At 56.3% G+C, this 26,635-nt stretch carries 23 protein-coding genes and 1 rRNA gene; 15 read left to right on the forward strand and 9 right to left on the reverse strand.

Going from position 1 to position 26,635, the window contains the following annotated elements; translation table 11 throughout:
- Positions 1 to 14 precede the first annotated feature (14 nt).
- The 7 genes from yihS (at position 15) to ompL (ending at position 8,795) form a co-directional block, all read left to right on the forward strand.
- Complete coding sequence (yihS, locus tag G6041_RS18425; RefSeq protein WP_012126218.1) at positions 15 to 1,256, forward strand: sulfoquinovose isomerase; 1,242 nt, start codon at positions 15 to 17, stop codon at positions 1,254 to 1,256.
- A 28-nt stretch (positions 1,257 to 1,284) separates the two neighbouring features.
- Complete coding sequence (locus tag G6041_RS18430) at positions 1,285 to 2,151, forward strand: aldose-1-epimerase (RefSeq protein ID WP_012126217.1); 867 nt, start codon at positions 1,285 to 1,287, stop codon at positions 2,149 to 2,151.
- 49 nt (positions 2,152 to 2,200) lie between these two features.
- Positions 2,201 to 4,231 carry an alpha-glucosidase gene (locus tag G6041_RS18435; protein ID WP_012126216.1) on the forward strand — a complete coding sequence of 677 codons (2,031 nt, stop codon included), beginning with the start codon at positions 2,201 to 2,203 and terminating at the stop codon, positions 4,229 to 4,231.
- A 12-nt stretch (positions 4,232 to 4,243) separates the two neighbouring features.
- The gene (locus G6041_RS18440; RefSeq protein WP_012126215.1) at positions 4,244 to 5,116 is read left to right on the forward strand and encodes a sulfite exporter TauE/SafE family protein; all 873 of its coding nucleotides are present in this window, start codon (positions 4,244 to 4,246) and stop codon (positions 5,114 to 5,116) included.
- A 32-nt stretch (positions 5,117 to 5,148) separates the two neighbouring features.
- Complete coding sequence (locus G6041_RS18445; RefSeq protein ID WP_012126214.1) at positions 5,149 to 6,555, forward strand: MFS transporter; 1,407 nt, start codon at positions 5,149 to 5,151, stop codon at positions 6,553 to 6,555.
- A gap of 48 nt (positions 6,556 to 6,603) precedes the next feature.
- Positions 6,604 to 8,034: an MFS transporter gene (locus G6041_RS18450; RefSeq protein WP_012126213.1), complete on the forward strand. Its 1,431-nt coding sequence runs from the start codon at positions 6,604 to 6,606 to the stop codon at positions 8,032 to 8,034.
- 74 nt (positions 8,035 to 8,108) lie between these two features.
- Positions 8,109 to 8,795 (forward strand): porin OmpL, encoded by a 687-nt coding sequence (gene ompL / locus G6041_RS18455; RefSeq protein WP_007872040.1) that lies wholly within the window; start codon positions 8,109 to 8,111, stop codon positions 8,793 to 8,795.
- A gap of 84 nt (positions 8,796 to 8,879) precedes the next feature.
- On the opposite strand, the gene typA is transcribed toward ompL, so the two are convergent.
- On the reverse strand, positions 8,880 to 10,703 hold the full coding sequence (gene typA / locus G6041_RS18460; RefSeq protein WP_004387692.1) for a ribosome-dependent GTPase TypA: 1,824 nt from the start codon (positions 10,701 to 10,703) through the stop codon (positions 8,880 to 8,882).
- Between the two features lie 378 nt (positions 10,704 to 11,081).
- Here typA and glnA point away from each other — a divergent pair, with 378 nt between their 5' ends.
- From glnA to G6041_RS18480, 4 genes are all read left to right on the forward strand, one after another.
- Positions 11,082 to 12,491 carry a glutamate--ammonia ligase gene (gene glnA, locus G6041_RS18465; RefSeq protein WP_004387691.1) on the forward strand — a complete coding sequence of 470 codons (1,410 nt, stop codon included), beginning with the start codon at positions 11,082 to 11,084 and terminating at the stop codon, positions 12,489 to 12,491.
- Between the two features lie 198 nt (positions 12,492 to 12,689).
- Positions 12,690 to 13,739 carry a nitrogen regulation protein NR(II) gene (gene glnL, locus G6041_RS18470; RefSeq protein WP_007797649.1) on the forward strand — a complete coding sequence of 350 codons (1,050 nt, stop codon included), beginning with the start codon at positions 12,690 to 12,692 and terminating at the stop codon, positions 13,737 to 13,739.
- An 8-nt stretch (positions 13,740 to 13,747) separates the two neighbouring features.
- A complete protein-coding gene (gene glnG / locus G6041_RS18475) occupies positions 13,748 to 15,157 on the forward strand; it encodes a nitrogen regulation protein NR(I) (protein ID WP_004387689.1) in 1,410 nt (469 codons plus the stop codon).
- A 110-nt stretch (positions 15,158 to 15,267) separates the two neighbouring features.
- On the forward strand, positions 15,268 to 15,390 hold the full coding sequence (locus G6041_RS18480) for a YshB family small membrane protein (RefSeq protein WP_139153189.1): 123 nt from the start codon (positions 15,268 to 15,270) through the stop codon (positions 15,388 to 15,390).
- Positions 15,391 to 15,417: 27 nt separating this feature from the next.
- Here the strand turns inward: G6041_RS18480 and hemN are convergent, their stop codons facing one another.
- Positions 15,418 to 16,791 carry an oxygen-independent coproporphyrinogen III oxidase gene (hemN, locus tag G6041_RS18485; RefSeq protein WP_012126212.1) on the reverse strand — a complete coding sequence of 458 codons (1,374 nt, stop codon included), beginning with the start codon at positions 16,789 to 16,791 and terminating at the stop codon, positions 15,418 to 15,420.
- Positions 16,792 to 16,975: 184 nt separating this feature from the next.
- Positions 16,976 to 17,506, reverse strand: coding sequence for a Der GTPase-activating protein YihI (gene yihI, locus G6041_RS18490; RefSeq protein ID WP_012126211.1), 531 nt, complete (start codon positions 17,504 to 17,506; stop codon positions 16,976 to 16,978).
- Positions 17,507 to 18,096: 590 nt separating this feature from the next.
- On the opposite strand from yihI, the gene yihA reads away from it, so the two are divergent.
- On the forward strand, positions 18,097 to 18,732 hold the full coding sequence (yihA, locus tag G6041_RS18495) for a ribosome biogenesis GTP-binding protein YihA/YsxC (RefSeq protein ID WP_004387684.1): 636 nt from the start codon (positions 18,097 to 18,099) through the stop codon (positions 18,730 to 18,732).
- Between the two features lie 90 nt (positions 18,733 to 18,822).
- Here the strand turns inward: yihA and G6041_RS21695 are convergent, their stop codons facing one another.
- Together G6041_RS21695 and polA are read right to left on the reverse strand one after the other, a co-directional pair.
- Positions 18,823 to 18,870: a spot 42 RNA, inhibition of DNA synthesis gene (locus tag G6041_RS21695; protein ID WP_071892919.1), complete on the reverse strand. Its 48-nt coding sequence runs from the start codon at positions 18,868 to 18,870 to the stop codon at positions 18,823 to 18,825.
- Between the two features lie 164 nt (positions 18,871 to 19,034).
- Positions 19,035 to 21,818 (reverse strand): DNA polymerase I, encoded by a 2,784-nt coding sequence (gene polA, locus G6041_RS18500; RefSeq protein ID WP_012126210.1) that lies wholly within the window; start codon positions 21,816 to 21,818, stop codon positions 19,035 to 19,037.
- A 429-nt stretch (positions 21,819 to 22,247) separates the two neighbouring features.
- On the opposite strand from polA, the gene G6041_RS18505 reads away from it, so the two are divergent.
- Positions 22,248 to 23,156 carry an acyltransferase gene (locus G6041_RS18505; protein ID WP_004387682.1) on the forward strand — a complete coding sequence of 303 codons (909 nt, stop codon included), beginning with the start codon at positions 22,248 to 22,250 and terminating at the stop codon, positions 23,154 to 23,156.
- Between the two features lie 26 nt (positions 23,157 to 23,182).
- On the opposite strand, the gene dsbA is transcribed toward G6041_RS18505, so the two are convergent.
- From dsbA to G6041_RS18520, 3 genes are all read right to left on the reverse strand, one after another.
- Complete coding sequence (gene dsbA / locus G6041_RS18510) at positions 23,183 to 23,806, reverse strand: thiol:disulfide interchange protein DsbA (protein ID WP_004387681.1); 624 nt, start codon at positions 23,804 to 23,806, stop codon at positions 23,183 to 23,185.
- 27 nt (positions 23,807 to 23,833) lie between these two features.
- On the reverse strand, positions 23,834 to 24,820 hold the full coding sequence (locus G6041_RS18515; RefSeq protein WP_012126208.1) for a serine/threonine protein kinase: 987 nt from the start codon (positions 24,818 to 24,820) through the stop codon (positions 23,834 to 23,836).
- Between the two features lie 76 nt (positions 24,821 to 24,896).
- A complete protein-coding gene (locus G6041_RS18520; RefSeq protein WP_004387679.1) occupies positions 24,897 to 25,166 on the reverse strand; it encodes a YihD family protein in 270 nt (89 codons plus the stop codon).
- A 66-nt stretch (positions 25,167 to 25,232) separates the two neighbouring features.
- Here G6041_RS18520 and mobA point away from each other — a divergent pair, with 66 nt between their 5' ends.
- Together mobA and mobB are read left to right on the forward strand one after the other, a co-directional pair.
- Positions 25,233 to 25,811 (forward strand): molybdenum cofactor guanylyltransferase MobA, encoded by a 579-nt coding sequence (mobA, locus tag G6041_RS18525; protein WP_041460646.1) that lies wholly within the window; start codon positions 25,233 to 25,235, stop codon positions 25,809 to 25,811.
- Positions 25,811 to 26,344, forward strand: a complete 534-nt coding sequence (mobB, locus tag G6041_RS18530; protein ID WP_012126205.1) for a molybdopterin-guanine dinucleotide biosynthesis protein MobB — start codon at positions 25,811 to 25,813, stop codon at positions 26,342 to 26,344. Before mobA ends, mobB begins: the two co-directional genes overlap by 1 nt.
- A 171-nt stretch (positions 26,345 to 26,515) precedes the next feature.
- Here mobB and rrf read toward each other — a convergent pair.
- Positions 26,516 to 26,631: ribosomal RNA gene (rrf, locus tag G6041_RS18535) — 5S ribosomal RNA — on the reverse strand.
- Positions 26,632 to 26,635: the final 4 nt, after the last annotated feature.

Below are 26,635 nucleotides of genomic sequence, written 5' to 3' on the forward strand. Positions count from 1 at the left end.
AAGGAGAACAGACAATGAAATGGTTTAACACACTGAGTCACCACCGCTGGCTGGAACAGGAAACCGACCGTATTTTCGCGTTTGGCCGCAACGCCGCCGTACCCACCGGCTTCGGCTGGCTGGGGAACAACGGCCAGGTGAAAGAAGAGATGGGCACGCATCTGTGGATCACCGCCCGTATGCTGCATGTTTACGCCGTCGCCGCCCTGATGGGCCGCCCTGGCGCGTACGCGCTGGTGGAGCATGGCATCAACGCCCTTAACGGCCCGCTGCGTGATAAAAAATATGGCGGCTGGTACGCCTGCGTGAATGACAAGGGCGTGATGGACGCCTCCAAACAGGGCTATCAGCATTTCTTCGTGCTGCTTGGCGCCGCCAGCGCCGTCACCACCGGCCATCCCGCCGCCCGCGCGCTGCTGGATGACGCCATTGCGGTGATCGAGAAGTATTTCTGGAGCGAAGAAGAGCAGATGTGCCTGGAGTCCTGGGATGAAGCCTTCACCGAGACGGAAAACTACCGCGGCGGCAACGCCAACATGCATGCCGTCGAAGCGTTTCTTATCGTCTACGACGTCACCCAGGACAAGAAATGGCTGGATCGCGCGCTGCGCGTTGCCTCGGTCATCATTCACGATGTCGCCCGTAAAGGCGATTACCGCGTCAATGAACACTTCGATACCCGCTGGAACCCCATCCGCGATTACAACAAAGAGAACCCGGCTCACCGGTTCCGCGCTTACGGCGGCACGCCGGGCCACTGGATTGAATGGGGCCGCCTGATGCTGCACCTGCGCGCCGCACTAATCGCGCGCGGCGACGCTGCTCCGGAATGGCTGCTGGAAGATGCCAAAGGCCTGTTTAACGCCACAATCCGCGACGCCTGGGCACCGGATGGCGCAGACGGTTTTGTCTACTCCGTTGGCTGGGACGGCAAACCAATTGTCCGCGAACGCGTGCGCTGGCCGATTGTGGAGGCGATGGGCACCGCCTGGGCGCTCTATAACGTCACGGGCGATCCGCAGTACGAAGCCTGGTACCAGAAATGGTGGGACTACTGCATGAAATACCTGATGGATTACGAAAACGGCTCGTGGTGGCAGGAGCTGGACGAAAACAATCAGGTAACCACCAAAGTCTGGGACGGCAAACAGGATATCTACCATCTCCTGCACTGCCTGGTGATCCCTCGCCTGCCGCTCGCGCCGGGCCTTGCGCCTGCGGTCGCCGCCGGGTTGCTCGACAGCCTCGCGAAATAACGCGCTGACCCCACGCGAGGAGACGGACATGCATAAAAGCGGAACCACCATAGTGTTAACGGCAGGGGAATGGCAGGCGACTATCGTGACGGTCGGGGCGGGGTTAGCCTCGCTGACGCGGCGGCAGCGCCACGTCGTGATCCCGCACGCCCCCGAGGAGATGCCGCTCGCGCATCTGGGTAAAGTGCTGATCCCCTGGCCGAATCGCATCACCGGCGGGCGCTTTACCTTTGAAGGTCAGACGCTGACGCCCGCGATTAACGATCGCGTCGGCAATACGGCCATTCACGGGCTGCTGGCGTGGCACAACTGGGCGATTCGGGAGCAAAGCTCCACGCACGTCGTGCTGAGCGCCTTTTTGCCGCCGACCTATGGTTACCCTTTTATGCTGACGGCGGACGTCACTTATCAGCTTGATGAAGCGGCGGGTCTGCGCGTGTGTATCTCAGGCTCAAATGCGGGTGACACCCCGGCGCCTTATGGCGTCGGGATGCACCCCTATCTGACCTGCAATCTGCATGACATCAACGCGTGCGAGCTCGCGCTGCCAGCCGCGAAAATCCTGGAGATTGACGCCGTGCGGCTTCATCCCGCCGGGGACGAGGGGCTCGACTTTCGCACCCCGCGCCGCATTGCCGATACGCACATTGACCACACCTTCAAAGCGCCGTCTTCCGCGCGCTGGGAGGCAAGGCTGTCGCACCCGACGATGTCTGTCTGGCTACGGGCCGAAGCGCCCTGGATACAGGTCTATACCGGCGAAAAGCTGGGCCGCGTCGGGCTTGCCGTTGAACCGATGAGCTGTCCGCCCAACGCGTTTAATTCCGGCATTGATGTGGTCAGGCTCGCGCCCGGCGAAACGCACACCCTGAATATGGAAATCGGCGGCGAATAAGCAAAACAACACCGCCTTATTGACTGATTACCCTACACCGGAGGTCTTCATGGCTTCGTCACACATTACACTCGTTTCCCATGACGACGGATTTACGTTGTCGTACCAGCAAAGAACGATCCTGCATCACTCAAGGCAAACACCCTGCCTGTGGGCGGGCGCAGGCACAGCGGATATCGAGATGTTCCGCGGCAACTTCAGCATTAAAGACCGGCTCGATGAGAAAATCGCCCTGACCCAGGCGGCCGTTAGTGAGCGCGCTTCTGGCTGGGTGATTCGCTTTACGCGCGGCGAGACGATCGGTGCCACGCTTGAGGTGAGCACCGATGACCATGATCGTCTGGTGCTGAGGCTCAAAAACGACGCCGTCGCGCACAATCGTCTCTGGTTGCGGCTGGCGGCGAAGCCAGCCGATCATATTTACGGCTGCGGCGAGCAGTTCTCTTATTTCGATCTGCGCGGTAAACCGTTCCCGCTGTGGACCAGCGAACAGGGCGTGGGCCGCAATAAACAGAGCCACGTTACCTGGCTTGCCGACTGTAAAGAGAACGCGGGCGGCGACTACTACTGGACCTTCTTTCCGCAGCCAACGTTCGTCAGCACCCAAAAGTACTACTGCCACGTCGATAACAGCGGCTATATGAACTTCGATTTCAGCGCGCCGCACTATCATGAGCTGGCGTTCTGGGAAAACCATGCCACGCTGCGCTTCGAATGCGCGCCGACCTACATCGAACTGCTGGAAAAACTCACCGCCCTGCTGGGCCGCCAGCCGGAGCTGCCGGACTGGGTTTACGATGGCGTAACGCTCGGCATTCAGGGCGGTACCGAAGTCTGCCAGCAGAAACTCGACGTGATGCGCCGCGGCGGCGTGAAGGTAAACGGCATCTGGGCGCAGGACTGGTCCGGCATCCGCATGACCTCCTTCGGCAAGCGCGTGATGTGGAACTGGAAATGGAACCGCGATCTTTACCCGCAGCTTGATACGCGCATTGCACAGTGGAAACGCGAAGGCGTGCAGTTCCTCGCTTATATCAACCCGTACGTGGCAAGCGATCGCGATTTGTGCGAAGAAGCGGCGTCGCGTGGTTATCTGACACAAGATGCCGCAGGCAAGGATTATCACGTCGAGTTTGGCGAGTTCTACGCAGGCGTCGTCGACCTGACCAACCCGGAAGCGTACGCCTGGTATAAAGAGGTCATCAAAAAACAGCTGATTGAACTGGGTTGCGGCGGCTGGATGGCTGATTTTGGCGAATATCTGCCGACCGACACGCACCTGTATAACGAGGTCAGCGCGGAGATTATGCACAACGCCTGGCCTGCGCTGTGGGCGAAGTGCAACTACGAGGCGCTTGAAGAGACCGGAAAACTCGGCGAGGTGCTGTTCTTTATGCGCGCCGGTTATACCGGCAGCCAGAAATATTCCACGATGATGTGGGCAGGCGATCAGAACGTCGACTGGAGTCTCGACGACGGGCTCGCCTCGGTGATCCCCGCCGCGCTGTCTTTGGCGATGTCCGGGCACGGCCTGCACCACAGCGATATCGGCGGATACACCACGCTGTTTGAAATGAAACGCAGCAAAGAGCTACTGCTACGCTGGTGCGATTTCAGCGCGTTTACGCCGATGATGCGCACGCATGAGGGCAACCGCCCTGGCGATAACTGGCAGTTCGACGGCGACGCGCAAACCATCGCGCATTTTGCCCGCATGACGACAATTTTCAGCACGCTCAAACCCTATATCAAACAGGCGGTGGCGCAGAATGCCCGCACCGGCCTGCCGGTGATGCGTCCGCTGTTTTTGCACTATGAGGATGAACCCCGCGCCTACACGCTGAAATATCAGTATCTGTTTGGCCGCGATCTGCTGGTGGCACCGGTGTATGAAGAAGGACGCCAGGACTGGTCGCTGTGGTTGCCTGACGATCGCTGGGTAAACGTCTGGACCGGTGAAACCCACGGCGGCGGCGACATTACGGTGGATGCGCCGCTCGGCAAACCGCCGGTGTTCTACCGCGAGGGCAGCGAATGGCAGTCCCTTTTCGCCACGCTGCGTCAGATAAACCCCATGTAAAAAGGACGAATCATGGGCTTCTTCACCCTTTTGACCCCGGATGGTCTTGTGCTCAGCAACGACACGGTGATCGCGATTATCGGCATCATGTTTTTATATACCTTCGTTGGGATCTGCGCCGGCTTTGGCGGCGCACTCACCACGATGCCGCTGATAACGCTGCTGTTGCCGTTAAAAATGGCAGCGCCCATGTCGGTGATTGTGGGCACTGCTACCGCCCTCTACGCGACCTGGCTTTCGCGTAAGGAAACGCAATGGAAACCGGCGCTGGTGCTGATTGTGTTTTCGTTTGTCGGCGTGCCGGTGGGCCTGTACGCCCTCGCCAGTCTGCCGGATCAGATAATGAAAATCGGGCTCGGCGGCTTTTTGATCCTCTATTCCTTCTACAGCCTGTTTATTCCCAGGCTGCCGGTCTATGACAAAAACTGGCTGGCGATGCCGACCGGCGTTATCGCGGGCGCGTTAGGCTCGGCATTCTCCACCAACGGGCCGCCGGTGGTGGTCTACGGCATGTTGCGAAATCTGGCCCCCGCCGCCTTTCGCGGCACGCTCAACGCTTTTTTCACCGCCAATAACGCCGCCATTATCGGTGGGCTCGCCACCAGCGGGATCTTAACGCTCTCGACCATCAAGCTGGTGCTGTTCTGCATTCCCACCATGGTGCTCGGTTCGTTTGTGGGCCAGTACGTCCATCAACGTATTTCCGTTCGGGTCTTCCGGGTGCTGGTCTTTCTGCTGCTGATAGCTTCCGGGGCGATGCTCATCAAAGGCGCGCTGGGGATTTCCACGCTGAGCGCGCTGGCGCCGCCTTTCGGCGTCCTCGCGGTTTTGCAGCTTCTGTTTGGCAAAAAGGTCGCGGCCATCCGGGCTGCGGATCAGACATAACGCGTCGCCTGCGTGTGCGATGGAGAAAAACAATGTCTCAGACAAATACCGTTCAGAATCAAGACGTAGCCACGCTGCGTTTGCCGTTCAGAGAAAAAGTCGCCTATGGAATGGGCGATCTGGGCTCCAATATCCTGCTGGATATCGGCACGCTGTATCTGCTGAAGTTTTATACCGACGTGCTGGGGCTGCCGGGCACGTATGGCGGCATAATCTTTCTGATTGCCAAGTTTTTTACGGCGTTTACGGACATGGGCACCGGGATTATGCTCGATTCGCGCCGCCGGATCGGGCCGAAGGGCAAGTTCCGGCCTTTCGTGCTCTACGCCGCTTTTCCTGTGACGCTGCTCGCTATCGCGAATTTCGTCGGCACGCCGTTTGAGATAACCGGTAAAGCCGTGATGGCGACGGTGCTGTTTATGCTCTACGGGCTGTTCTTCAGCATGATGAATTGCTCGTATGGCGCGATGGTGCCCGCCATTACAAAAAACCCGGATGAGCGCGCGTCGCTTGCCGCGTGGCGTCAGGGCGGCGCGACGCTGGGCCTGCTGCTGTGTACCGTCGGTTTTGTGCCGGTGATGAATCTTATCGAAGGCAACCCGCAGCTGAGCTATATCTTCGCCGCCACGCTGTTTTCGCTCTTTGGCCTGCTCTTTATGTGGTGGTGCTATGCGGGAACGCGCGAGCGCTATGTGGAAGCCCCTGCCGCGCGCGCCGCGCATAAGCCTGGGCTGTTGCAGTCGTTTCGCGCCATCGCGGGCAACCGGCCGCTGTTCGTGCTCTGTATCGCCAATCTCTGTACGCTCGGCGCGTTTAACATCAAGCTCGCCATTCAGGTCTATTACACCCAGTACGTGCTGAACGATCCGATTCTGCTGTCCTATATGGGCTTTTTCAGTATGGGCTGCATTTTTATCGGCGTGTTCCTGATGCCGGGCGCGGTGCGGCGTTTTGGCAAGAAGAAGGTTTATATCGGCGGGTTGCTGATCTGGGCGGCGGGCGACGTGCTCAATTACGCCTTTGGCAACGGTTCGGTGAGCTTTGTGGCGTTCTCGTGCCTCGCATTTTTCGGCTCCGCGTTTGTAAACAGCCTCAACTGGGCGCTGGTTTCAGACACGGTCGAGTATGGCGAATGGCGCACCGGCGTGCGCTCAGAGGGCACGGTCTACACCGGCTTCACCTTCTTTCGCAAAGTCTCCCAGGCGCTGGCCGGGTTTTTCCCTGGCCTGATGCTGACGCAAATCGGCTATGTGCCGAACACCGTACAGTCGGCCGCTACGACCGAAGGCCTGCGCGAACTGATTTTCATCTGGCCGTGCGTGTTGGCTGTGGTGACGATTGTCGCGATGGGCTTTTTCTACAACCTCAACGAGAAGATGTACGTGCGGATTGTGGATGAGCTGGAAAACCGTAAACGGGCGTTTTCGCCTGGCGCATAACCATCACGGTGCCCGCGCCTGCGCGGGCCCTCGCTTTGAGGAACGGCTATGACGATATTCACCAGTCAGGACCCGCTGACGCTGCGACTGAGCCTGCGGGAGAAGTTTTCTTACGGCATGGGCGATTTTGGCTCCAATCTGATGCTGTGCATCGGGACGCTCTACCTTCTGAAATTTTATACCGACGAGCTTCACCTGCCTGCCTTTTACGGCGGCGTGATTTTTCTGGTGGCGAAGTTTTTCACGGCGCTGACCGATATGCTCACCGGCGTGCTGGTGGATTCACGGCGCGCGCCTGGCCCACGCGGCAAATTCCGGCCGTTTATTCTTTTCGCCTCCTTCCCGGTGGCGCTGGTGGCGACGGCGCAGTTTGTGGCAAACGATCTGCCGCTTGCGATGAAAACCGCGCTCGCCACGGTGCTGTTTATGCTGTTCGGCCTGTTTTACAGCCTGATGAACTGTGCCTATGGCGCGATGGTGCCCGCCATCACTAAAAACCCGCAGGAGCGCGCGCATCTCGCCGCGTGGCGTCAGGGCGGCGCGACGCTCGGGCTGCTGCTCTGTACCGTTGGCTTTATGCCGATCCAGTCGCTCTTTACCGCGCGTCCGTCGCTGGGCTACCTGACGGCAGCGCTGATTTTCGCCCTCGTCGGGCTTATCAGCATGTTCTTCTGCTATCGCGGTGTGCGCGAGCGCTATGTAGAAGTGGTGCCCGCCGGACATAAGCCCGGCATGCTGAAATCGTTCTGCGCGATTTTCCAGAACCCGCCGCTGCTGGTGCTGTGCATCGCCAATCTCTGCACGCTGGCGGCATTTAATATCAAGCTCGCCATTCAGGTCTACTACACGCAGTACGTGCTAAACGATCTGCATCTGTTGTCGTGGATGGGCTTTTTCAGCATGGGCTGCATTCTGGTGGGCGTGTTTATGGTGCCGGGCGCGGTGAAGCGCTTTGGCAAAAAACAGGTCTATCTCGGCGGGCTGACGCTCTGGGCGCTGGGCGATATTTTCAATTACGTCTGGGGCACGACATCGCTCAGTTTTGTGCTGTTTTCCTGCATGGCGTTTTTCGGCACCGCGTTTGTGAACAGCCTGAACTGGGCGCTGGTGCCGGATACGGTGGATTACGGTGAATGGAAAACCGGCATTCGCGCCGAAGGATCGGTCTATACCGGCTATACGTTCTCCCGCAAGATTTCCGCGGCGCTGGCGGGGTTTCTGCCCGGCATAATGCTCACGGAGATTGGCTATGTGCCGAATGCGCTGCAAACGCCTGCGACGCTTGATGGCCTGCGCCAGCTGATTTTCCTCTGGCCCTGCGTGCTCGCGATAATCGCAGCCGTCACGATGGGGCTGTTTTATAAGCTCAATGAACAGCGCTTCGCCTTTATTATTGAGGAAATCGCCAGGCGGAAGAAATATGTCGCCGCCGCCCCAAAAGTCAGCGCCGACAATAAAGCGTCAGCCGTCACGTTATAACGATAACCATCTTCGCTCCTCCCCTTCTGTTTACAGAAGGGGCGGCCTTTCTGTACCTGTTATAGGGAAATACTATGAAGAGAATCGCAACCGCACTGCTCTGTTCGTCTGTGCCCTGCGCGGCTTTCGCGGGTGCCTATGTCGAAACCCGTGAAGCATATAACACCGCCTCGGAATTGCATGAGGTTATCCTGCGCGCGGGCTATAACTTTGATATGGGCGCCGGTCTGATGGCCACCAACGCCTACAACGTGGGGAAATGGGACGAGATTAAGCACAGCTATAATGAAATCGAAGGCTGGTATCCCTTATTTAAACCAACAGAAAACCTGACGTTCCAGCCCGGCGGGCTGATTAATGACAGTATCGACGGCTCCGGCGGCGCGCTCTATTTAGACACCAACTATAAATTTACGCCCTGGTTTAACCTGACGGTTCGCTATCGTTATAACCACAATAATTACGACACGCCGGATTTTAACGGGAAGATGGATAAAAACGACACGCACGAGTTCGCCAATTACTGGAATTTTAAAGTCACGGATAAACTCGCGTATACGTTTGAGCCGCACTTCTTTCAGCGGGTAAATGATTACCACAGTAAAAACGGCAAAGACCATCACTGGGAAATTACCAACGGCTTTCGCTATAAGCTCGATCAGCACTGGCTGCCCTATGTCGAACTGCAGTGGCTGGACCGCTGGAATGAGTATCACCGTGAACAGTACCGGCTACGTCTCGGGTTACGGTATTCGTTCTGACATAAAAAAAGCCGCTGAAAATTCAGCGGCTTTTTATTCATACCAGGCGACGCGAACGCCTGCCTGGTTTACGGATGTACCGTATTAGTCTTCTTTAGCACCGCGCATGGCACGTTTACGATCGTTTTCCGTCAGGTGACGTTTACGGATACGTACAGACAGCGGAGTCACTTCGACCAGTTCATCATCATCGATGAATTCCAGCGCCTGCTCCAGCGTCATTTTGATAGGCGGAACCAGAACCGTGGCTTCGTCCGTACCGGACGCACGCATGTTGGTCAGTTTCTTACCGGTCAGGCAGTTTACCGTCAGGTCGTTAGAGCGGCTGTGAATACCGATGATCTGGCCTTCATAGACTTCCGCACCGTGACCCAGGAACAGCTTGCCGCGATCCTGCAGACCGAACAGCGCGAACGCGACCGCCTTACCCTGACCGTTAGAGATCAGTACGCCGTTGTTACGCTGGCCCACTTCGCCCGGACGGATATCGTCGTAGTGGCTGAAGGTGGAGTACAGCAGACCCGTACCGGAGGTCATGGTCATGAACTCAGAACGGAAGCCGATCAGGCCACGGCTTGGGATCACGTAGTCGAGACGTACGCGGCCTTTGCCGTCCGGATTCATGTTTTTCAGGTCGCCTTTACGCTCGCCCAGCGCCTGCATCACAGAACCCTGGTGCTGTTCTTCAACGTCCAGCGTCACGTTCTCGAACGGCTCCTGTTTACGGCCATCGATTTCGCGGAAGATAACTTTCGGACGGGAAACCGCCAGTTCGAAACCTTCACGACGCATGTTCTCGATAAGAACAGACAGGTGCAGTTCGCCACGGCCAGACACGCGGAACGCGTCAGCGTCTTCGGTTTCTTCAACGCGCAGCGCCACGTTGTGCACCAGCTCTTTGTTCAGACGGTCAAGGATCTGACGAGAGGTAACGTATTTACCTTCTTTACCGCAGAAAGGAGAGGTGTTGACGTTGAAGTACATAGAAACGGTCGGCTCGTCAACGGACAGCGCCGGCAGCGCTTCGACATTCTGCGGGTCGCAGATGGTGTCGGAGATGTTCAGCTCGCCAAGACCGGTGATAGCGATGATATCGCCAGCTTCCGCCAGATCGGTATCGATACGCTCCAGGCCCAGATGACCCAGCACTTTACCGACTTTACCGTTACGGGTTTTGCCTTCGCTATCGATGATAGTGACCTGCTGGTTCGGCTTCACTTTACCGCGTTTGATGCGGCCGATGCCGATGACGCCAACGTAGTTGTTGTAGTCCAGCTGGGAGATCTGCATCTGCAGCGGGCCGTCGAGGTCAACGTCCGGTGCCGGTACATGGTCGACGATCGCCTGGTACAGCGGGGTCATGTCTTCCGCCATATCAGAGTGATCCAGACCTGCGATACCGTTCAGCGCGGACGCGTAAACGATAGGGAAGTCCAGCTGCTCGTCGGTCGCGTCGAGGTTCACGAACAGGTCGAACACCTGATCCACAACCCAGTCAGGACGCGCGCCCGGACGGTCAACTTTGTTGATAACCACGATAGGTTTCAGGCCATGGGCAAATGCTTTCTTGGTCACGAAGCGCGTTTGCGGCATGGGGCCGTCAAATGCGTCAACCACCAGCAGCACGGAATCAACCATGGACATTACACGTTCAACTTCACCACCGAAGTCGGCGTGCCCTGGGGTATCAACGATATTGATACGGTAATCATTCCATTTGATCGCGGTGTTTTTCGCGAGGATGGTAATCCCACGCTCTTTCTCCAAATCGTTGGAGTCCATCACGCGCTCTTGAGTTTCAGCACGCTCGTCGAACGTACCGGATTGCTGCAGCAGCTTGTCAACCAGGGTCGTTTTACCATGGTCAACGTGCGCAATGATGGCGATGTTACGCAATTTTTCGATCACAACTTTGCCTCAGGCATTAGAAATAGCGCGTTATTGTACACGTATTAATCGAAGGACTAAACAGGATCACAATCATCTGACGCAAACAAGTGTTGTCGCCAGGCTTTGTGATCCTTTTCACGCAGCGGTAAAAGGGCTATTAAACGTAAATTGCACCAACACAGTGCTTGTTTTTTACACACAGGCACTATATTGGTGCAATCTCTCCATCGTGGTGCAGCCCTTTTGCACTATGACGCGCATCATAGCGCCTTTTTGGGGGAATTTGAAAGTTGGCACAGATTTCGCTTTAAAGAATTCAGGGCGGCAACGCCAATTTTAATAAGTACTGAAGACCTCGTTACCACGACGACAATGACAAATCCGGGAGAGTTAAGTATGTCCGCTGAACACGTTCTGACGATGCTGAATGAACATGAAGTGAAGTTTGTGGATCTGCGCTTCACTGATACTAAAGGTAAAGAACAGCACGTCACCATCCCAGCCCACCAGGTAAACGCCGACTTCTTCGAAGAAGGCAAAATGTTCGATGGCTCTTCCATCGGTGGCTGGAAAGGCATCAATGAATCTGACATGGTGCTGATGCCGGACGCCTCCACCGCTGTCATTGACCCGTTCTACGAAGAACCTACTCTGATTATTCGTTGCGACATCCTTGAGCCGGGCACCATGCAGGGCTACGATCGCGACCCGCGCTCCATCGCCAAGCGCGCTGAGGAGTACCTGCGCTCTACCGGCATCGCGGACACCGTCCTGTTCGGGCCGGAACCTGAGTTCTTCCTGTTTGACGACATCCGCTTCGGCAGCACCATTTCTGGCTCCCATGTCGCGATTGACGACATCGAAGGCGCGTGGAACTCCTCCACCAAATACGAAGGCGGCAACAAAGGCCACCGTCCGGGCGTGAAAGGCGGTTACTTCCCGGTTCCGCCGGTTGACTCTTCTCAGGACATCCGTTCTGTGATGTGTCTGACCATGGAAGAGATGGGCCTGGTCGTTGAAGCGCACCACCACGAAGTGGCCACCGCCGGTCAGAACGAAGTGGCAACCCGCTTCAACACCATGACCAAGAAAGCGGACGAAATTCAGATCTACAAATATGTCGTGCATAACGTCGCGCACCGCTTCGGCAAAACCGCGACCTTTATGCCGAAACCAATGTTCGGTGATAACGGCTCCGGTATGCACTGCCATATGTCTCTGTCCAAGAACGGCACCAACCTGTTCTCTGGCGACAAATACGCGGGTCTGTCTGAGCAGGCGCTGTATTACATCGGCGGCGTAATCAAACACGCCAAAGCCATCAACGCCCTGTCTAACCCGACCACCAACTCTTACAAGCGTCTGGTACCAGGCTACGAAGCGCCGGTGATGCTGGCTTACTCCGCGCGTAACCGCTCTGCGTCTATCCGTATCCCGGTGGTTGCGTCTCCGAAAGCGCGTCGTATCGAAGTGCGCTTCCCGGACCCGGCCGCTAACCCGTACCTGTGCTTCGCTGCCCTGCTGATGGCCGGTCTTGATGGCATCAAGAACAAGATCCACCCGGGCGAAGCGATGGACAAAAACCTGTATGACCTGCCGCCGGAAGAAGCGAAAGAGATCCCGCAGGTTGCCGGTTCTCTGGAAGAAGCCCTGCAGGCGCTGGACGCAGACCGCGAGTTCCTGACCGCAGGCGGCGTGTTCACTGACGATGCGATCGATGCTTACATCGCGCTGCGTATGGAAGAGAACGACCGCGTTCGCATGACGCCGCACCCGGTAGAGTTCGAACTCTACTACAGCGTGTGATGATTTATTGATGTTGATAGCCAGCGGATTTCAGGTTGTCGCCACTGCGTGAAATCCGCGAATGTTTTTTTGTTGCCGTGGAAACTTTAGCCCATCTTCGGATGGGCTTTTTTCACCACCCGAAACCGGTTTAACGCCCTTTTTAGCGTTAAAACGCTATAATGCACTAAAATGGTGCAAACCCTGGGGGACTGCTGAATGGCAACAGGCACGCTGCCCGATGCTGGGCAGATCCTTAACGCATTAATCAATAGCATTTTACTGGTCGACGACGAGCTGGCGGTGCATTACGCCAACCCGGCGGCGCAGCAGTTGCTCGCGCAAAGTTCACGTAAGCTTTACGGCACGCCACTCCCGGAGCTGCTGAGTTATTTTTCCCTGAATATCAGCCTGATGCAGGAGAGCCTGAACGCGGGACAGGGATTTACCGATAACGAAGTGACGCTGGTAATAGATGGCCGCTCACACATTCTTTCCCTGACGGCGCAACGTCTGCCGGATGGCCTGATCCTGCTGGAGATGGCCCCGATGGATAATCAGCGGCGTTTAAGCCAGGAACAGCTCCAGCATGCCCAGCAAGTCGCCGCGCGCGATCTGGTACGCGGCCTGGCACATGAAATCAAAAATCCGCTCGGCGGCCTGCGAGGCGCAGCACAATTGCTGAGCCGCGCCCTGCCCGACCCGTCGCTGACGGAATACACCAAAGTCATCATTGAACAGGCCGACCGCCTGCGTAACCTGGTGGACCGCCTGTTAGGGCCGCAGCAGCCGGGCATGCACGTCACCGAAAGCATTCATAAAGTGGCCGAGCGCGTGGTGAAGCTGGTCTCCATGGAGCTGCCGGAAAACGTTCGGCTTCTGCGCGACTACGATCCGAGCCTGCCGGAATTTACCCACGACCCGGACCAGATAGAACAGGTACTGCTGAATATCGTGCGTAACGCGCTCCAGGCGCTGGGCGAGGACGGCGGCGAGATCACGCTGCGCACCCGCACCGCGTTTCAGTTGACGCTGCACGGCGTGCGCTACCGCCTGGCCGCCCGTATCGACGTGGAAGACAACGGGCCAGGCATTCCGGCGCATCTGCAGGATACGCTGTTTTACCCGATGGTCAGCGGCCGCGAGGGCGGCACCGGGCTGGGGCTGTCCATCGCCCGAAATCTTATCGATCAGCATTCGGGAAAAATCGAATTTAACAGTTGGCCAGGCCATACCGAATTCTCGGTCTTCCTGCCTATTCGGAAATAGAGGTGATTATGCAACGAGGGATTGTCTGGATCGTCGATGACGATAGCTCCATTCGCTGGGTGCTTGAGCGCGCGCTCACCGGAGCAGGCTTAAGCTGCACCACCTTTGAAAGCGGTAACGAGGTGCTGGACGCGCTGAGCACAAAAACCCCGGACGTACTGCTGTCAGATATTCGTATGCCGGGCATGGACGGCCTGACGCTGTTAAAGCAGATCAAACAGCGTCATCCGATGCTTCCGGTCATCATTATGACCGCGCATTCCGATCTCGACGCCGCGGTGAGCGCCTATCAGCAGGGCGCGTTTGATTACTTGCCAAAGCCGTTTGATATTGACGAGGCGGTGGCGCTGGTCGAGCGTGCTATCAGCCATTACCAGGAGCAACAGCAGCCGCGCAGCGCGCAGGTTTTCGGCCCGACCACCGACATCATCGGCGAAGCGCCGGCGATGCAGGATGTGTTTCGCATTATCGGCCGTCTCTCCCGCTCCTCCATCAGCGTGCTGATTAACGGCGAATCGGGCACCGGTAAAGAGCTGGTGGCGCATGCACTGCACCGCCACAGCCCGCGCGTCAAAGCGCCGTTTATCGCGCTGAATATGGCGGCCATTCCCAAAGACCTTATCGAATCGGAGCTGTTCGGGCACGAGAAAGGCGCGTTCACCGGCGCAAACCAGATTCGTCAGGGCCGTTTCGAACAGGCTGACGGCGGCACGCTGTTTCTTGATGAAATCGGCGACATGCCGCTGGATGTGCAGACCCGTCTGCTGCGCGTGCTGGCCGACGGCCAGTTTTACCGCGTCGGCGGCTATGCGCCGGTGAAAGTGGATGTGCGCATTATCGCGGCGACGCACCAGAACCTGGAGCTGCGCGTTCAGGAAGGGAAATTCCGCGAGGATTTATTCCACCGCCTGAACGTTATTCGCGTGCATCTGCCGCCGCTGCGCGAGCGCCGCGAGGATATCCCGCGTCTGGCGCGCCATTTCCTGCAGGTGGCGGCGCGCGAGCTGGGTGTGGAAGCCAAACAGCTGCACCCGGAGACGGAAGCCGCGCTGACGCGTCTCGCGTGGCCCGGCAACGTGCGTCAGCTGGAGAACACCTGCCGCTGGCTCACCGTGATGGCCGCGGGCCAGGAAGTGCTGATTCAGGATCTGCCGGCCGAGCTGTTTGAAACCAGCGTGCCGGACGCGCCGTCGCAGGCGCTGCCGGAGAGCTGGGCGACGCTGCTCGCGCAGTGGGCCGACAGGGCGCTGCGTTCCGGTCATCAAAACCTGCTTTCTGAAGCGCAACCGGAGATGGAGCGTACGCTTTTGACCACGGCGCTGCGGCACACACAGGGACATAAACAGGAGGCCGCACGCCTGCTGGGATGGGGACGGAACACCCTGACGCGCAAGCTAAAAGAGCTGGGAATGGAGTAAGCGACAGCGTTGTGTAAAAAAGCGCTGTCGCCTGCAAATTGCTCTAATTTTATACTTTACTGTCCGCCAGGCTTGAGTATGATCGGGCGCGGTTATGGGGGAGAGTTGTTATGCTGGAATCACTGATCCATATCGCCACGCAAAGCGCAGAGGCGGGCGCCGCCGCGAGCCATACGCCCCAGACGGCGATTGCCGCCCTGCTGTGCGCAGCGCTGGTCAACTTCTTTAGTTAAAAAAAGCGGGCGTTATGCCCGCTTTTTTTATATCACGCGTGAGAACTGTTGCAGCCGCGCTTTGCGGCGCAGATAGACGTCAAAGCACATGCAGACGTTGCGAATCAGCAACCGCCCTTTCGCCGTCACGGTGATACCGCGCGCGTTTACGTCCACCAGCCCGTCTTTCGCCAGCGGCGCCAGCAGTTGCAAATCCTCGGCAAAATAGTCGGCGAAACGGAGCGACCACGCTTTTTCTACCTCAGCGAAATCGAGCCGGAAATTGCAGATTAGCGCTTTGATAACGTCGCGGCGGATACAGTCGTCGCGCGTCAGCTCAAGCCCGCGCCACAGCGCGCTGCCCTGCTCATCCACCGCCTGATAGTAGCGCTTAAGCTCTTTCTGGTTTTGCGCGTAGCAGTCGCCGATCATACTAATCGCCGAGACGCCCAGGCCGAGCAGATCGGTGTCGCCCTGCGTGGTGTAGCCCTGGAAGTTACGATGCAGCACGCCGTTACGCTGGGCGATAGCCAGCTCGTCATCCGGCTTCGCGAAGTGATCCATACCAATGAACTGATAACCCGCGTGGGTCAGCGACTGGATAGTCTGCTGAAGGATATCGAGCTTCTGCTGCGCCGAGGGCAGATCCGCCTTTTTGATTTTGCGCTGCGCGGCAAAGAGCGTTGGCAGATGCGCATAGTTAAAGACGCTCAGGCGGTCCGGGTTCAGCTCCGCCACGCGTTGCAGCGTAAAGGCGAAGCTTTCCGGCGTCTGCTTCGGCAGGCCGTAGATCAAATCAATATTGGCGGAGGTGAAGCCCACTTCCCGCGCGCGTTTGATGAGCGCAAAGATGAAGTCTTCATCCTGCTCGCGGTTCACCAGACGCTGCACCTCTTTATTGAAATCCTGCACGCCCATACTGAGACGGCGGAAACCTTCGGCATGCAGGTGATCCAGCACGTCCAGCTCGATTTCACGCGGGTCGACTTCAATGGAGATTTCGGCGTCATCGTTGAACCGGAAATTCGCGCGCAGCAGGCCCATCAGGCGGCTGATTTGCGCTTTGCTGAGGTAAGTCGGCGTACCGCCGCCCCAGTGCAGCTGGCTGACGCGACGCCCGGCAAACAGCGGCGCGCGATGAATAATCTCCTGCTCCAGCACATCGAGATACTGGTCGGCTTTATGCTGCTGGCGGGTGACGATTTTATTGCAGCCGCAGAAGTAGCAGAGCTTGTGGCAGAAAGGGATGTGAACGTAGAGCGAGAGCGGCCTGTCGGGATAACGCGCGACCGCGCGCGCGAAGTCAGGCTCGCCAAACGTTTCAGAAAACTCAAGAGCCGTGGGATATGAGGTATAGCGCGGCCCGGAATAGTTATATTTCTGGATGAGGGCCAGATCCCAGTCGATTACCTGCTCAGACATGCTTACTCCTTCCGACGGTTTCGCCGACGCGTTCGGCGAACTGGCCCACCCGGATGGCGGGTGATAAGCCGGCTGCGCAGCCACTTCTGGCGCCGCGACAGCCGGTGTAGTTTAACGAATAACCACACCAGATAACATACTATCGGAAGGAGTATAAGCAGGACGGTCGGCCCCATCGGAAGGGTTAGTTTCCGCCTTTGAGCAGGCGCATCATATCTTCCTGCTGCTCTTCTTCTTCGTCTTCTTCGTCGTCGTAAGAAAGGCCGAGCTGCTGCATCAGCTCATCAATGCGATCGAGACGGGAATCGACCCACGCCTGATCGTCCGCGCTCAGGGTTTCCCCCTCTTCCAGGCGCTCCAGCAGCGCATCCAGGCGCTCGTCATTCTCCAGCATGTCCAGCTCTTCCTGCGGTGACAACATAGGTTTCTCACTCTTAGGTTGTGGTTGGTGCTTCTGAGGTCGGGTTTCCTGAGCATCGCTCACTCCAAGCGGAATTGGCTTTTTACTGCCGATGCGTGGATCTTTCTGTGTCGACTGACCGGAGGATTTTCCGGACGCGCTGGCACCCGTGGCGCGGCTACCCGGCGCATGGCCGCGGTGCTTTTTATCGCGCTTGCGATCGCGGGCTTCCTGGTTTAATTCTTCACGCGTTTTACGGCGAGCTTTAGCTTTGGCGGGGCCTTTGCCGCGCACAGAGGATGAGGGTTGCTTCATAATTTTTCGTCTTGGGCCGTTTTAAACAGTATAGAATTGCGGCGGAATCTAGCAGAAAGCAAGTAAAGAAAAAAGGCGACAGGTAAACCTGTCGCCTTTTTTCCTGACTTTTTAACCGGTCATCGGTATCCACCGTCCTGGTGCGCTTACAACCAACCCTGTTTTTCCTTCAGCCGACAACGCTCCGTGTCGTGTTCCTTTATCCTTGTTAACGTCTCCGACGTTGACCGTCCTGGTATGCTGTGTGCTTCGTCGCCCTGACGCTCCAGACCCCTCATCCTGAGTTATTATCCGTTGCGACACTCCGTTGCCCGTGCCTATTACTTTACCAGCCTGAACGAGGGGCTCAAGGCGCAAACGGCCTTAAAAGTCCATTTTAGGACATTTCTGCAAGGTTAACTAACTGTTTTTACTTAACTAAAATTCAAACACCCGCCTTTCAAGCCGATGATATCTCAATGTAAAACGGGCAGATCTCTTACAGACCTCGCGGGTGTTTTGTAAGCCGCCAGAGAGAACAACAGCCTTTTAGCCCTGTTCAGGTATAATCGCGGCTATTGCTTAAGCTTATCCTGACGGAGACGACCGTTTTGACTCAGTTGAACTATCAACAGACGCATTTTGTGACCAGTGCGCCGGATATTCGCCACCTGCCTTCCGACACGGGCATTGAAGTGGCTTTCGCAGGCCGCTCCAACGCCGGAAAATCCAGCGCGCTCAATACGCTGACCAATCAGAAAAGCCTGGCGCGCACCAGTAAAACGCCGGGACGCACGCAGCTGATTAACCTGTTTGAAGTCGCCGACGGCAAGCGTCTGGTGGATTTGCCTGGCTACGGCTACGCCGAAGTCCCGGAAGAGATGAAGCGCAAATGGCAGCGCGCGCTGGGTGAATACCTGGAAAAACGCCTGTGCCTGAAAGGCCTGGTGGTGCTGATGGATATTCGCCATCCGCTGAAAGATCTCGACCAGCAGATGATTGAGTGGGCCGTGGACAGCGGTATTCCCGTTCTGGTGCTGCTGACCAAAGCCGACAAACTGGCGAGCGGCGCGCGTAAAGCGCAGCTGAATATGGTGCGTGAAGCGGTGATTGCCTTTAATGGCGACGTACAGGTTGAAGCGTTTTCTTCACTGAAGAAAACCGGCGTGGATAAGCTGCGCATCAAGCTGGACAGCTGGTTTAACGATCTGCCGCCTGCGGCCGAAGACGCCGCCCCGCAAGCGTAATCCTTCCTGGCGCGGGCCTCGCTCGCGCGTCTGACTTTCCGACGCAATAAAAAACGCCCCAGTCATTTCTGACTGGGGCGGCTAAAATATTCAGCCAAATCCGATTACGTGAAGTAAAAGGTCTGAAAGATAGAACATCTTACCTCTGTACCCTACGTCGATAACTCTACCCTTTTTTTATGACGGGAAAAAGCACTTTTTGTAATTTCTTTTCATAGTTTACATAGCAATTTCTAATGACTATCACAAAAATCTATTAGTTATGTTGCTAAGTTACAAAAGCGACTAGGCGTGTTTGGGCATCAGTGCGCTTCATCCCAGTTCACGCCGCTGCCGACTTCCACCAGCAACGGCACGTCAAGCTGCATGCTGTTCTCCATGAGTTCATGGATTTTCTGCGACACGGCTTCCACGTCATCTTTATGCACTTCAAACACCAGTTCATCGTGCACCTGCATGATCATTTTCACGCGCGGCTGCTCTTTCTGCAGCCAGCCATCGACCGCAATCATGGCGCGTTTGATGATGTCTGCGGCCGTTCCCTGCATCGGGGCGTTGATCGCCGCACGCTCAGCGCCTGCACGCCGCGCCGCGTTGCTGGCGTTAATATCCGGCAGATAGAGACGACGTCCGTCCAGCGTTTCGACATAGCCCTGTTCTTTCGCCTGCTTACGGGTGCGCTCCATATATTCCAGCACGCCAGGATAGCGTTCGAAGTAGAGATCCATGTACTTCTGCGACTCTTTACGCGGGATATTGAGCTGGCGCGACAGGCCGAACGCGCTCATGCCGTAGATAAGACCGAAGTTAATCGCCTTGGCGCTGCGGCGCTGTTCGTTAGAGACGCTCTCCAGCGGCAGGCCAAATACTTCCGCCGCCGTTGCGCGGTGGATGTCTTTGCCTTCCGCAAACGCGCTGAGCAGCCCTTTATCGCGCGACAGATGCGCCATGATGCGCAGCTCAATCTGCGAGTAGTCCGCCGAGACAATGACGTAATCCTCCGGCGCGATAAACGCCTGGCGGATACGGCGGCCTTCGTCGTTACGCACCGGAATGTTTTGCAGGTTCGGATCGGTGGACGACAGACGCCCGGTGGCCGTGACTGCCTGATGGTAAGAGGTATGCACGCGGCCGGTTTTCGGGTTAATCATCTGCGGCAGTTTGTCGGTGTAAGTCGATTTCAGCTTCGCAAGGCCGCGGTATTGCAGAATGACTTTCGGCAGCGGGTAGTCGAGCGCCAGCTCTTCCAGCACCTCTTCTGAGGTTGACGGCGCGCCGCCCGGCGTTTTCTTCAGCGGCTTGATGCCCTGTTTTTCAAACAGAATAGTCTGCAGCTGTTTGGTGGAAGAGAGATTAAACGGCTCGCCCGCGATCTCATGCGCTTTTTGCTCAAGCTCGGTGAGCTTAAGGGCAATCTCCTGCGAGTGCGCGTGCAGCACTGCCGGATCGATTTTCACGCCGTTGCGCTCGATGCGCGACAGCACCGGCACCAGCGGCATCTCAATATGTTCAAAGATATTCAGCGGGCCTTTGTGCTGCTGCAGTTTTGGCCACATCTTCAGGTGCAGCTGGAGCGTCACGTCGGCGTCTTCCGCCGCGTAGCGCCCGGCCTGTTCGAGATCGATCTGGTTAAACGTAAGCTGGTTTTTGCCTTTACCGGCGATCTGCTCAAACGTGATGGTGGTGTGTTTAAGCCAGCGGCTGGAGAGGCTGTCCATATCGTGGCGGCCTGAGACGCTGTCCAGAATGTACGACTCCAGCATGGTATCGAAAGCGATGCCGCGCAGTTCGATGCCGTAATTCTGCAAAATGCCGCGGTCGAATTTCAGGTTCTGGCCCACTTTTACCAGCGATTCGTCTTCCAGCAACGGTTTTAATAGCTCCAGCACGCGATCGCGGGAAAGCTGATCCGGCGCATCGAGGTAATCATGCGCGACCGGGATATACGCCGCAAGGCCTGGCTCGGTGGCGAAAGAGATGCCAACGAGGTTGGCCGTCAGGTTATCGAGGCTGTCGGTTTCGGTATCCACAGCCACCACCGGCGCGTTTTTAATGCGCTCGATCCACGCCTGAAGCGTCTCTTCGTCAAGAATAGTGACGTAGCGCTCTGACGAGAGGGCGACGGCTTCTTCTTCCGGCTCGGCCTCAACGACAATCGTCTCTGTCGGCTTCGCGGCAGGTTTGCCACGGGACTGGAGCCATTTGCCCGCCTCGACATCGGATGTCCAGCGCTTAAATTCGTACTGCCGGAAAAGCGCCAGCAATTCATCAGCCTGCGGTTGCTGCACCTCCAGACGATCGTGGCTCAGCTCCAGCTCCACGTCAGTTTTAATGGTCGCCAGCTGATAGGAGAGATACGCCACTTCTTTATTCTGCTCAAGCTTCGCCGCCATCGTTTTAGCGCCGCGGAAGGAGAGTTCAGCGATTTTCTCCGGGTTAGCGTAAAGTGCGTCCAGACCACCAAGCCCCTGCAACAGCGCCTGAGCAGTTTTCTCGCCGACGCCCGGCACGCCGGGAATGTTATCGGACGAATCGCCCATCAGCGCCAGGAAGTCGATGATAAGTTCCGGCGGCACGCCATACTTCGCGCACACTTCTTCCGGCCCCAGCACGGTATTAGTCATGGTGTTGATAAGCGTGACGTCTGGCGTGACGAGCTGCGCCATGTCTTTATCGCCGGTGCTGATAAGCACCGCGCGGCCCGCTGCGGCGGCTTCTTTGGCGAGCGTACCGATAACGTCGTCCGCTTCCACGCCGGAGACCGCCAGAAGCGGCAGGCCCATCGCTTTAACCATCGCATGCAGTGGCTCTATTTGCGCACGCAGATCGTCAGGCATGGGCGGGCGGTGAGATTTGTAGTGCTCGAACAGTTCATCACGGAAGGTTTTGCCTTTCGCGTCGAACACTACGGCCGCGTGGGTCGGCTGGTACTGCAGTATCAGGCTGCGCAGCATATTCAGCACGCCATACATCGCGCCCGTGGGCTCGCCGGCACTGTTGGTGAGCGGCGGAAACGCGTGGTACGCCCGATACAGGTAAGAAGAGCCATCGACGAGAATAAGGGGATTTTCTGGGATCTGAACCATAATGTCCGTGCCTGATAATGAAGTTATGGATAAAGGATGCCATAGCCTGGCGCAAAACATGAAACCCAAAGGGCCGATCGCAGGGAAAGTTTTGTCGATCCGCGCGATCGCTCGCAACGCCGCCTGTGGATAACTTTGTGCACAAAAACCTAAGCTATTAATAACGTGAGATAAAAAAGGAGCGAAGCGCTGTAAATCATCTAAAAAATCAGTGGTTTATAAAAACCCTGACGCCGCTAATTATTTTTTGACGGAAAAGTTTTATTGTGGATATAAAAAATGGCTTTTGCCGTCTGGCTTACGCCACGCTTAAAACCAGGCGGTAATTCATCGCACGTTACGTTTCGGCTCATTACGCCGGAATGTTTTCTGTTAGAATCTGCGCCCTCTGCCGTCACTGGCATTTTATCTAACCGCCTGAAAATTATTATGTCGAGATTACTCGCTGCGCTGACGCTTATGCTCAGCATCGTGCTTACTATTCTGGTGACTATTTTATGCTCCGTGCCGATTATCCTTGCCGGAATAATTAAACTGGTGCTGCCTGTACCAGCCGTATGGCGCACGGTGTCCCGCTTCTGCAATTTTATGATGTATTGCTGGTGCGAAGGGCTGGCATTGCTGCTGCACCTGAATCCGCATCTTAAATGGGAAGTACAGGGGCTCCAGGGGCTAAATAAAAAGAGCTGGTATTTACTTATCTGCAATCATCATAGCTGGGCAGATATTGTGGTGCTGTGCGTATTGTTTCGTAAGCATATTCCGATGAATAAATATTTTCTGAAACAGCAGCTTGCATGGGTGCCTTTTATTGGGCTCGCCTGCTGGGCGCTGGATATGCCGTTTATGCGCCGCTATTCCCGCAGCTATTTGCTTCGTCATCCGGAACGACGCGGTAAAGATGTAGAAACAACGCGTCGTTCGTGTGAAAAGTTTCGCCATCACCCGACAACGATTGTGAATTTCGTCGAAGGCTCTCGGTTTACCGTGGAAAAACAGCGCCAGTTGCGTTCACCGTTCCGGCATTTACTACCGCCGAAAGCGGCGGGCATTGCAATGGCGTTGAATGTGCTGGGAAAACAATTCGATAAGATGCTGAATGTGACGCTCTGCTACCCGGAAAATAACCGCACACCGTTTTACGATATGCTCACAGGAAAGTTAACGCGTATTGTGGTGCAGATCGATTTATTGCCGGTGGAGGCATCGCTGCACGGTGATTACATTAACGATAAAAACTTTAAACGTGGTTTCCAGCAGTGGCTGAACGGGCTGTGGAGCGAGAAAGACGCCAGGCTTGAGGCCATTTATCAGCAATATAAAAAAGCCGGTCAGTGACCGGCTTTTTCATTTAACGCATTCGATTATTTTTTACCGAGCAGGTAGTTAACGGTATCCGCATATTGCTGGACGAAGACGTCCATATTGCTGGTATCCATGCCCTGCGGGTTCAGCTGATATTTGCCGTTAACGTACATGGCAGGCACGCCCTGCAGGCCCACATCCGCCGCCGCTTTTTCCTGCTGCGCGACGAGCGATTTCACCACGAAGCTGTTCCAGGCGGCGTCATACTCTTCCGGCTTCACGCCCGCGTCGATAAAGACTTTGCGGATATCGGCAGGGGTCTGTACGGTCTGGGTTTTCTGCACCGCTTCAAACATCGGAGCCGTAATTTTATCTTCGATGCCCATCGCCATCGCAACCGCCCACGCCTGCGTCAGGTCTTTACCCAACGGGCCCAGGAACTCAACGTGGTATTTGGTCATTTTGGTGCCAGCCGGCAGCTTTTTCTTCACGCTGTCAGAAACGTGCAGCACTTCTTCAAACTGGTAGCAGTGCGGGCAGTAGAAGGAGAAGAACTCCATTACCTGCGGCGCGCCGGCAACCGGCTTCTCCAGCGTGTTGTACTGTTTCCCGTCAGAATAATCGGCGGCGGAAACGCTGAATGCCATCACCATACCGGCCAGCGCCAGCCAAATCTTTTTCATCATTTACTCTCTCCTGAATATTACAGATCAATACATTGGCGTTAGTTGTAAAGGAGGCTCATTGAGCGCCCGAATTTGCTCGTTAAAAGTCGCTGTCTGACGGCGCCAGAAATCTTCTTCAGCAAGCCAGGGGAAGTTGCGTGGAAACGCCGGATCTTCCCAACGGCGAATAAGCCAAGCCAGATAATAGACCTGTCGCATCGCGCGCAGCGGCTCTATCAGCTCAAGCTCTTTGATATTGAATGTAGTGAACTCTTCATAAGCTTCCAGAATGGTTTCCATCTGCATGCGTTGTTCAGCGGTATCGCCGTTCAGCAACATCCAGAGATCCTGAATGGCCGGGCCGTTGCGAGCGTCATCGAGATCGACAAATAGCGGGCCGTCGCGCCAGAGGATATTGCCAGGATGGCAGTCGCCATGCAGACGCAGGGCATCGTAACCCGGCTGCCAGCGGGCGATGACGGCACCCGTCAGCGCATCGGTCGCCTGCAAAAATGCGGTTTTGAGCGAAGCAGGAATAAGCGAGCTGGTCTCGTAGATCGCGCGTGGCTCCAGCAGATATTCATTGATACCGATAGTAGGGCGATGTGAGAAAAGACGCTGCTTGCCGGTCTGATGAATACGGCCAAGATAACGGCCAACCCACTCCATCTGGTCAAGGTTATCCGTTTCATACTGGCGGCCACCGAGACCCGGGAACACGGCGAACATAAAGCCATCGTGCGTTAACAGGGTGTCCCCATGAAGGCGCAACGGCGCGGCAACCGGCACTTCGTCGGTTTCAAGCTCCAGCGCGAAGTGATGTTCTTCACGGATCTGATCGGCGCTCCAGCGGTGAGGGCGGTAGAACTTCACAACAAAACGCTTACGATCTTCATCCTGAAAAAGATAAACGCGGTTTTCAAAGCTATTAAGCGCAGTTAAGCCAGAATCCACACGAATGCCATGTTCAAACAGGGCATCCATGATGGTGTCTGGCTGTAGCGTCTGGAAATTAAAAGCGTTATCTGTCATCCCGATACCCGGAAAACACAAGCAATGCTTCAGGATATCATCTCAAAGCCGCAGCGAGAGCGTCTCTTACAAGCTTTTACTCTTTTATCACGCCGCGGGCGCGCAGCAGGGCCGTTTTGAAGTCTTCTTCATAGTCTTTCTGAATGCCCGGGATCACGGCGTCTTTATCGGCATCACGCATTTTTAACTGATAAATGAGGATATCATCGGTAAGATCGGCCAGTTCACCGGTAAAACCGGATTCAGCAGCCAGCTTTTGCAGGAACTCCAGCAGGTTGAGATCGGGCTCTTTTTCCCAGGCTGGTTGCAGCAGTTCGATAACTTCATTAAGACGTTTGCATTTCATCATGGTCTCCTTTTATCTGGCCGACACGTTAGCAGGGACAAAACCGTATGAAAAGAGGTGATATTCTTGGATAAGCTTAGCGCGATTACCGGCGTGGTGCTGGCGGGCGGCCGGGCGACGCGAATGGGCGGGAAAAATAAAGGGCTGATGACGCTCAATGGCAAAGCGCTGTGGAAGCACGTGGCGGAGCGCCTGGCGGCACAGGTCGCGCACGTTGCGGTAAGCGCTAACCGGGATCTGGAGGCTTATCGCGCCAGCGGTTATCCGGTCATCACGGATACTCTCCCGGATTTTCCGGGGCCGCTCGCGGGAATGCTTTCTGTCATGCAGCAACTTAATAGCGAGTGGTATCTCTTTTGCCCGTGCGACACGCCTCATATCCCTGCCGATCTCGCGCAACGTCTGTGGAACGCGAAAGGCGCAAGACCCGCTGTGTGGGCCAATGATGGCGAGCGCGATCACCCTGCGATTGTATTGATGCATCACTCCCTTAAAGCACCTCTGGCTGATTACCTCGCACGCGGAGAACGCCGCGTGATGGTTTTCTTGCGTGAGGTTAATGGCTGTAGCGTAGCGTTTGCGAATAAAGATGACTTTGCCAATGTGAATACGCTGGCCGAGCTTGAACGCTGGCAGGAGGAATAATGGTTCCGTTACTGGGCATTGCCGCGTGGAGCGGTACGGGAAAAACGACGCTGCTTAAGGCGCTGATTCCGCTGTTGCGTGAGCGAGGCATCCGTACCGGCCTGATTAAACACACTCACCACAATATGGATGTGGATACGCCGGGTAAAGACAGCTATGAACTTCGCAAGGCAGGTGCGGCGCAGACGCTGGTTGCCAGCGCGAAACGCTGGGCGCTAATGACAGAAACACCACAAGAGCACGAGCCAGACCTTCATTATCTGGCGAGCCGGATGGACAGCTCGCAGCTGGATCTGATTCTGGTGGAAGGGTTTAAACACGAGGCGATCGCGAAAATCATGCTGTTCCGGGAGGGTGCCGGGCGGGACGTTGCAGAGTTAATGCCGGACAGCCACGTGATTGCCGTGGCCAGCAATATCCCCCTGCCCGGCGTGGCGCAGACGGTACTGGATATCAACGAGCCCGCGCAGGTGGCGGCGTTTATCGCTGACTGGTTGACAGCGCAGCGAGCACAGGTGTCATTCCGTCGATAAGCGTAAAGGGCGGGGTTCAGGGAAAGGAGGAGAATCTGGCGGGCAGGCAGGCGCATGGCGTCTGGTCGCGCGTAAAAAGCCGGATACGGTAATACCCTAAATCCTGCGATTCTGTATCCATTTCATAAAACAAAAACCCCTCAGCGGTGCTGAGGGGTTCTTTTATTTGATGCCTGGCAGTTCCCTACTCTCGCATGGGGAGGCCCCACACTACCATCGGCGCTACGGCGTTTCACTTCTGAGTTCGGCATGGGGTCAGGTGGGACCACCGCGCTACAGCCGCCAGGCAAA

It is taken from the genome of Cronobacter sp. HA18003 (assembly GCF_011605905.1).
In the GTDB taxonomy this organism is placed as follows: domain Bacteria; phylum Pseudomonadota; class Gammaproteobacteria; order Enterobacterales; family Enterobacteriaceae; genus Cronobacter; species Cronobacter sakazakii.

Bases quoted from the DNA above. Each gene is read 5' to 3' on its own strand.
- yihS (WP_012126218.1), top strand. From the start codon at position 15: ATGAAATGGTTTAACACACTGAGTCACCACCGCTGGCTGGAACAGGAA.
- G6041_RS18430 (WP_012126217.1), top strand. From the start codon at position 1,285: ATGCATAAAAGCGGAACCACCATAGTGTTAACGGCAGGGGAATGGCAG.
- G6041_RS18435 (WP_012126216.1), top strand. From the start codon at position 2,201: ATGGCTTCGTCACACATTACACTCGTTTCCCATGACGACGGATTTACG.
- G6041_RS18440 (WP_012126215.1), top strand. From the start codon at position 4,244: ATGGGCTTCTTCACCCTTTTGACCCCGGATGGTCTTGTGCTCAGCAAC.
- G6041_RS18445 (WP_012126214.1), top strand. From the start codon at position 5,149: ATGTCTCAGACAAATACCGTTCAGAATCAAGACGTAGCCACGCTGCGT.
- G6041_RS18450 (WP_012126213.1), top strand. From the start codon at position 6,604: ATGACGATATTCACCAGTCAGGACCCGCTGACGCTGCGACTGAGCCTG.
- ompL (WP_007872040.1), top strand. From the start codon at position 8,109: ATGAAGAGAATCGCAACCGCACTGCTCTGTTCGTCTGTGCCCTGCGCG.
- glnA (WP_004387691.1), top strand. From the start codon at position 11,082: ATGTCCGCTGAACACGTTCTGACGATGCTGAATGAACATGAAGTGAAG.
- glnL (WP_007797649.1), top strand. From the start codon at position 12,690: ATGGCAACAGGCACGCTGCCCGATGCTGGGCAGATCCTTAACGCATTA.
- glnG (WP_004387689.1), top strand. From the start codon at position 13,748: ATGCAACGAGGGATTGTCTGGATCGTCGATGACGATAGCTCCATTCGC.
- G6041_RS18480 (WP_139153189.1), top strand. From the start codon at position 15,268: ATGCTGGAATCACTGATCCATATCGCCACGCAAAGCGCAGAGGCGGGC.
- hemN (WP_012126212.1), bottom strand. From the start codon at position 16,791: ATGTCTGAGCAGGTAATCGACTGGGATCTGGCCCTCATCCAGAAATAT.
- yihI (WP_012126211.1), bottom strand. From the start codon at position 17,506: ATGAAGCAACCCTCATCCTCTGTGCGCGGCAAAGGCCCCGCCAAAGCT.
- polA (WP_012126210.1), bottom strand. From the start codon at position 21,818: ATGGTTCAGATCCCAGAAAATCCCCTTATTCTCGTCGATGGCTCTTCT.
- G6041_RS18505 (WP_004387682.1), top strand. From the start codon at position 22,248: ATGTCGAGATTACTCGCTGCGCTGACGCTTATGCTCAGCATCGTGCTT.
- dsbA (WP_004387681.1), bottom strand. From the start codon at position 23,806: ATGAAAAAGATTTGGCTGGCGCTGGCCGGTATGGTGATGGCATTCAGC.
- G6041_RS18515 (WP_012126208.1), bottom strand. From the start codon at position 24,820: ATGACAGATAACGCTTTTAATTTCCAGACGCTACAGCCAGACACCATC.
- G6041_RS18520 (WP_004387679.1), bottom strand. From the start codon at position 25,166: ATGAAATGCAAACGTCTTAATGAAGTTATCGAACTGCTGCAACCAGCC.
- mobB (WP_012126205.1), top strand. From the start codon at position 25,811: ATGGTTCCGTTACTGGGCATTGCCGCGTGGAGCGGTACGGGAAAAACG.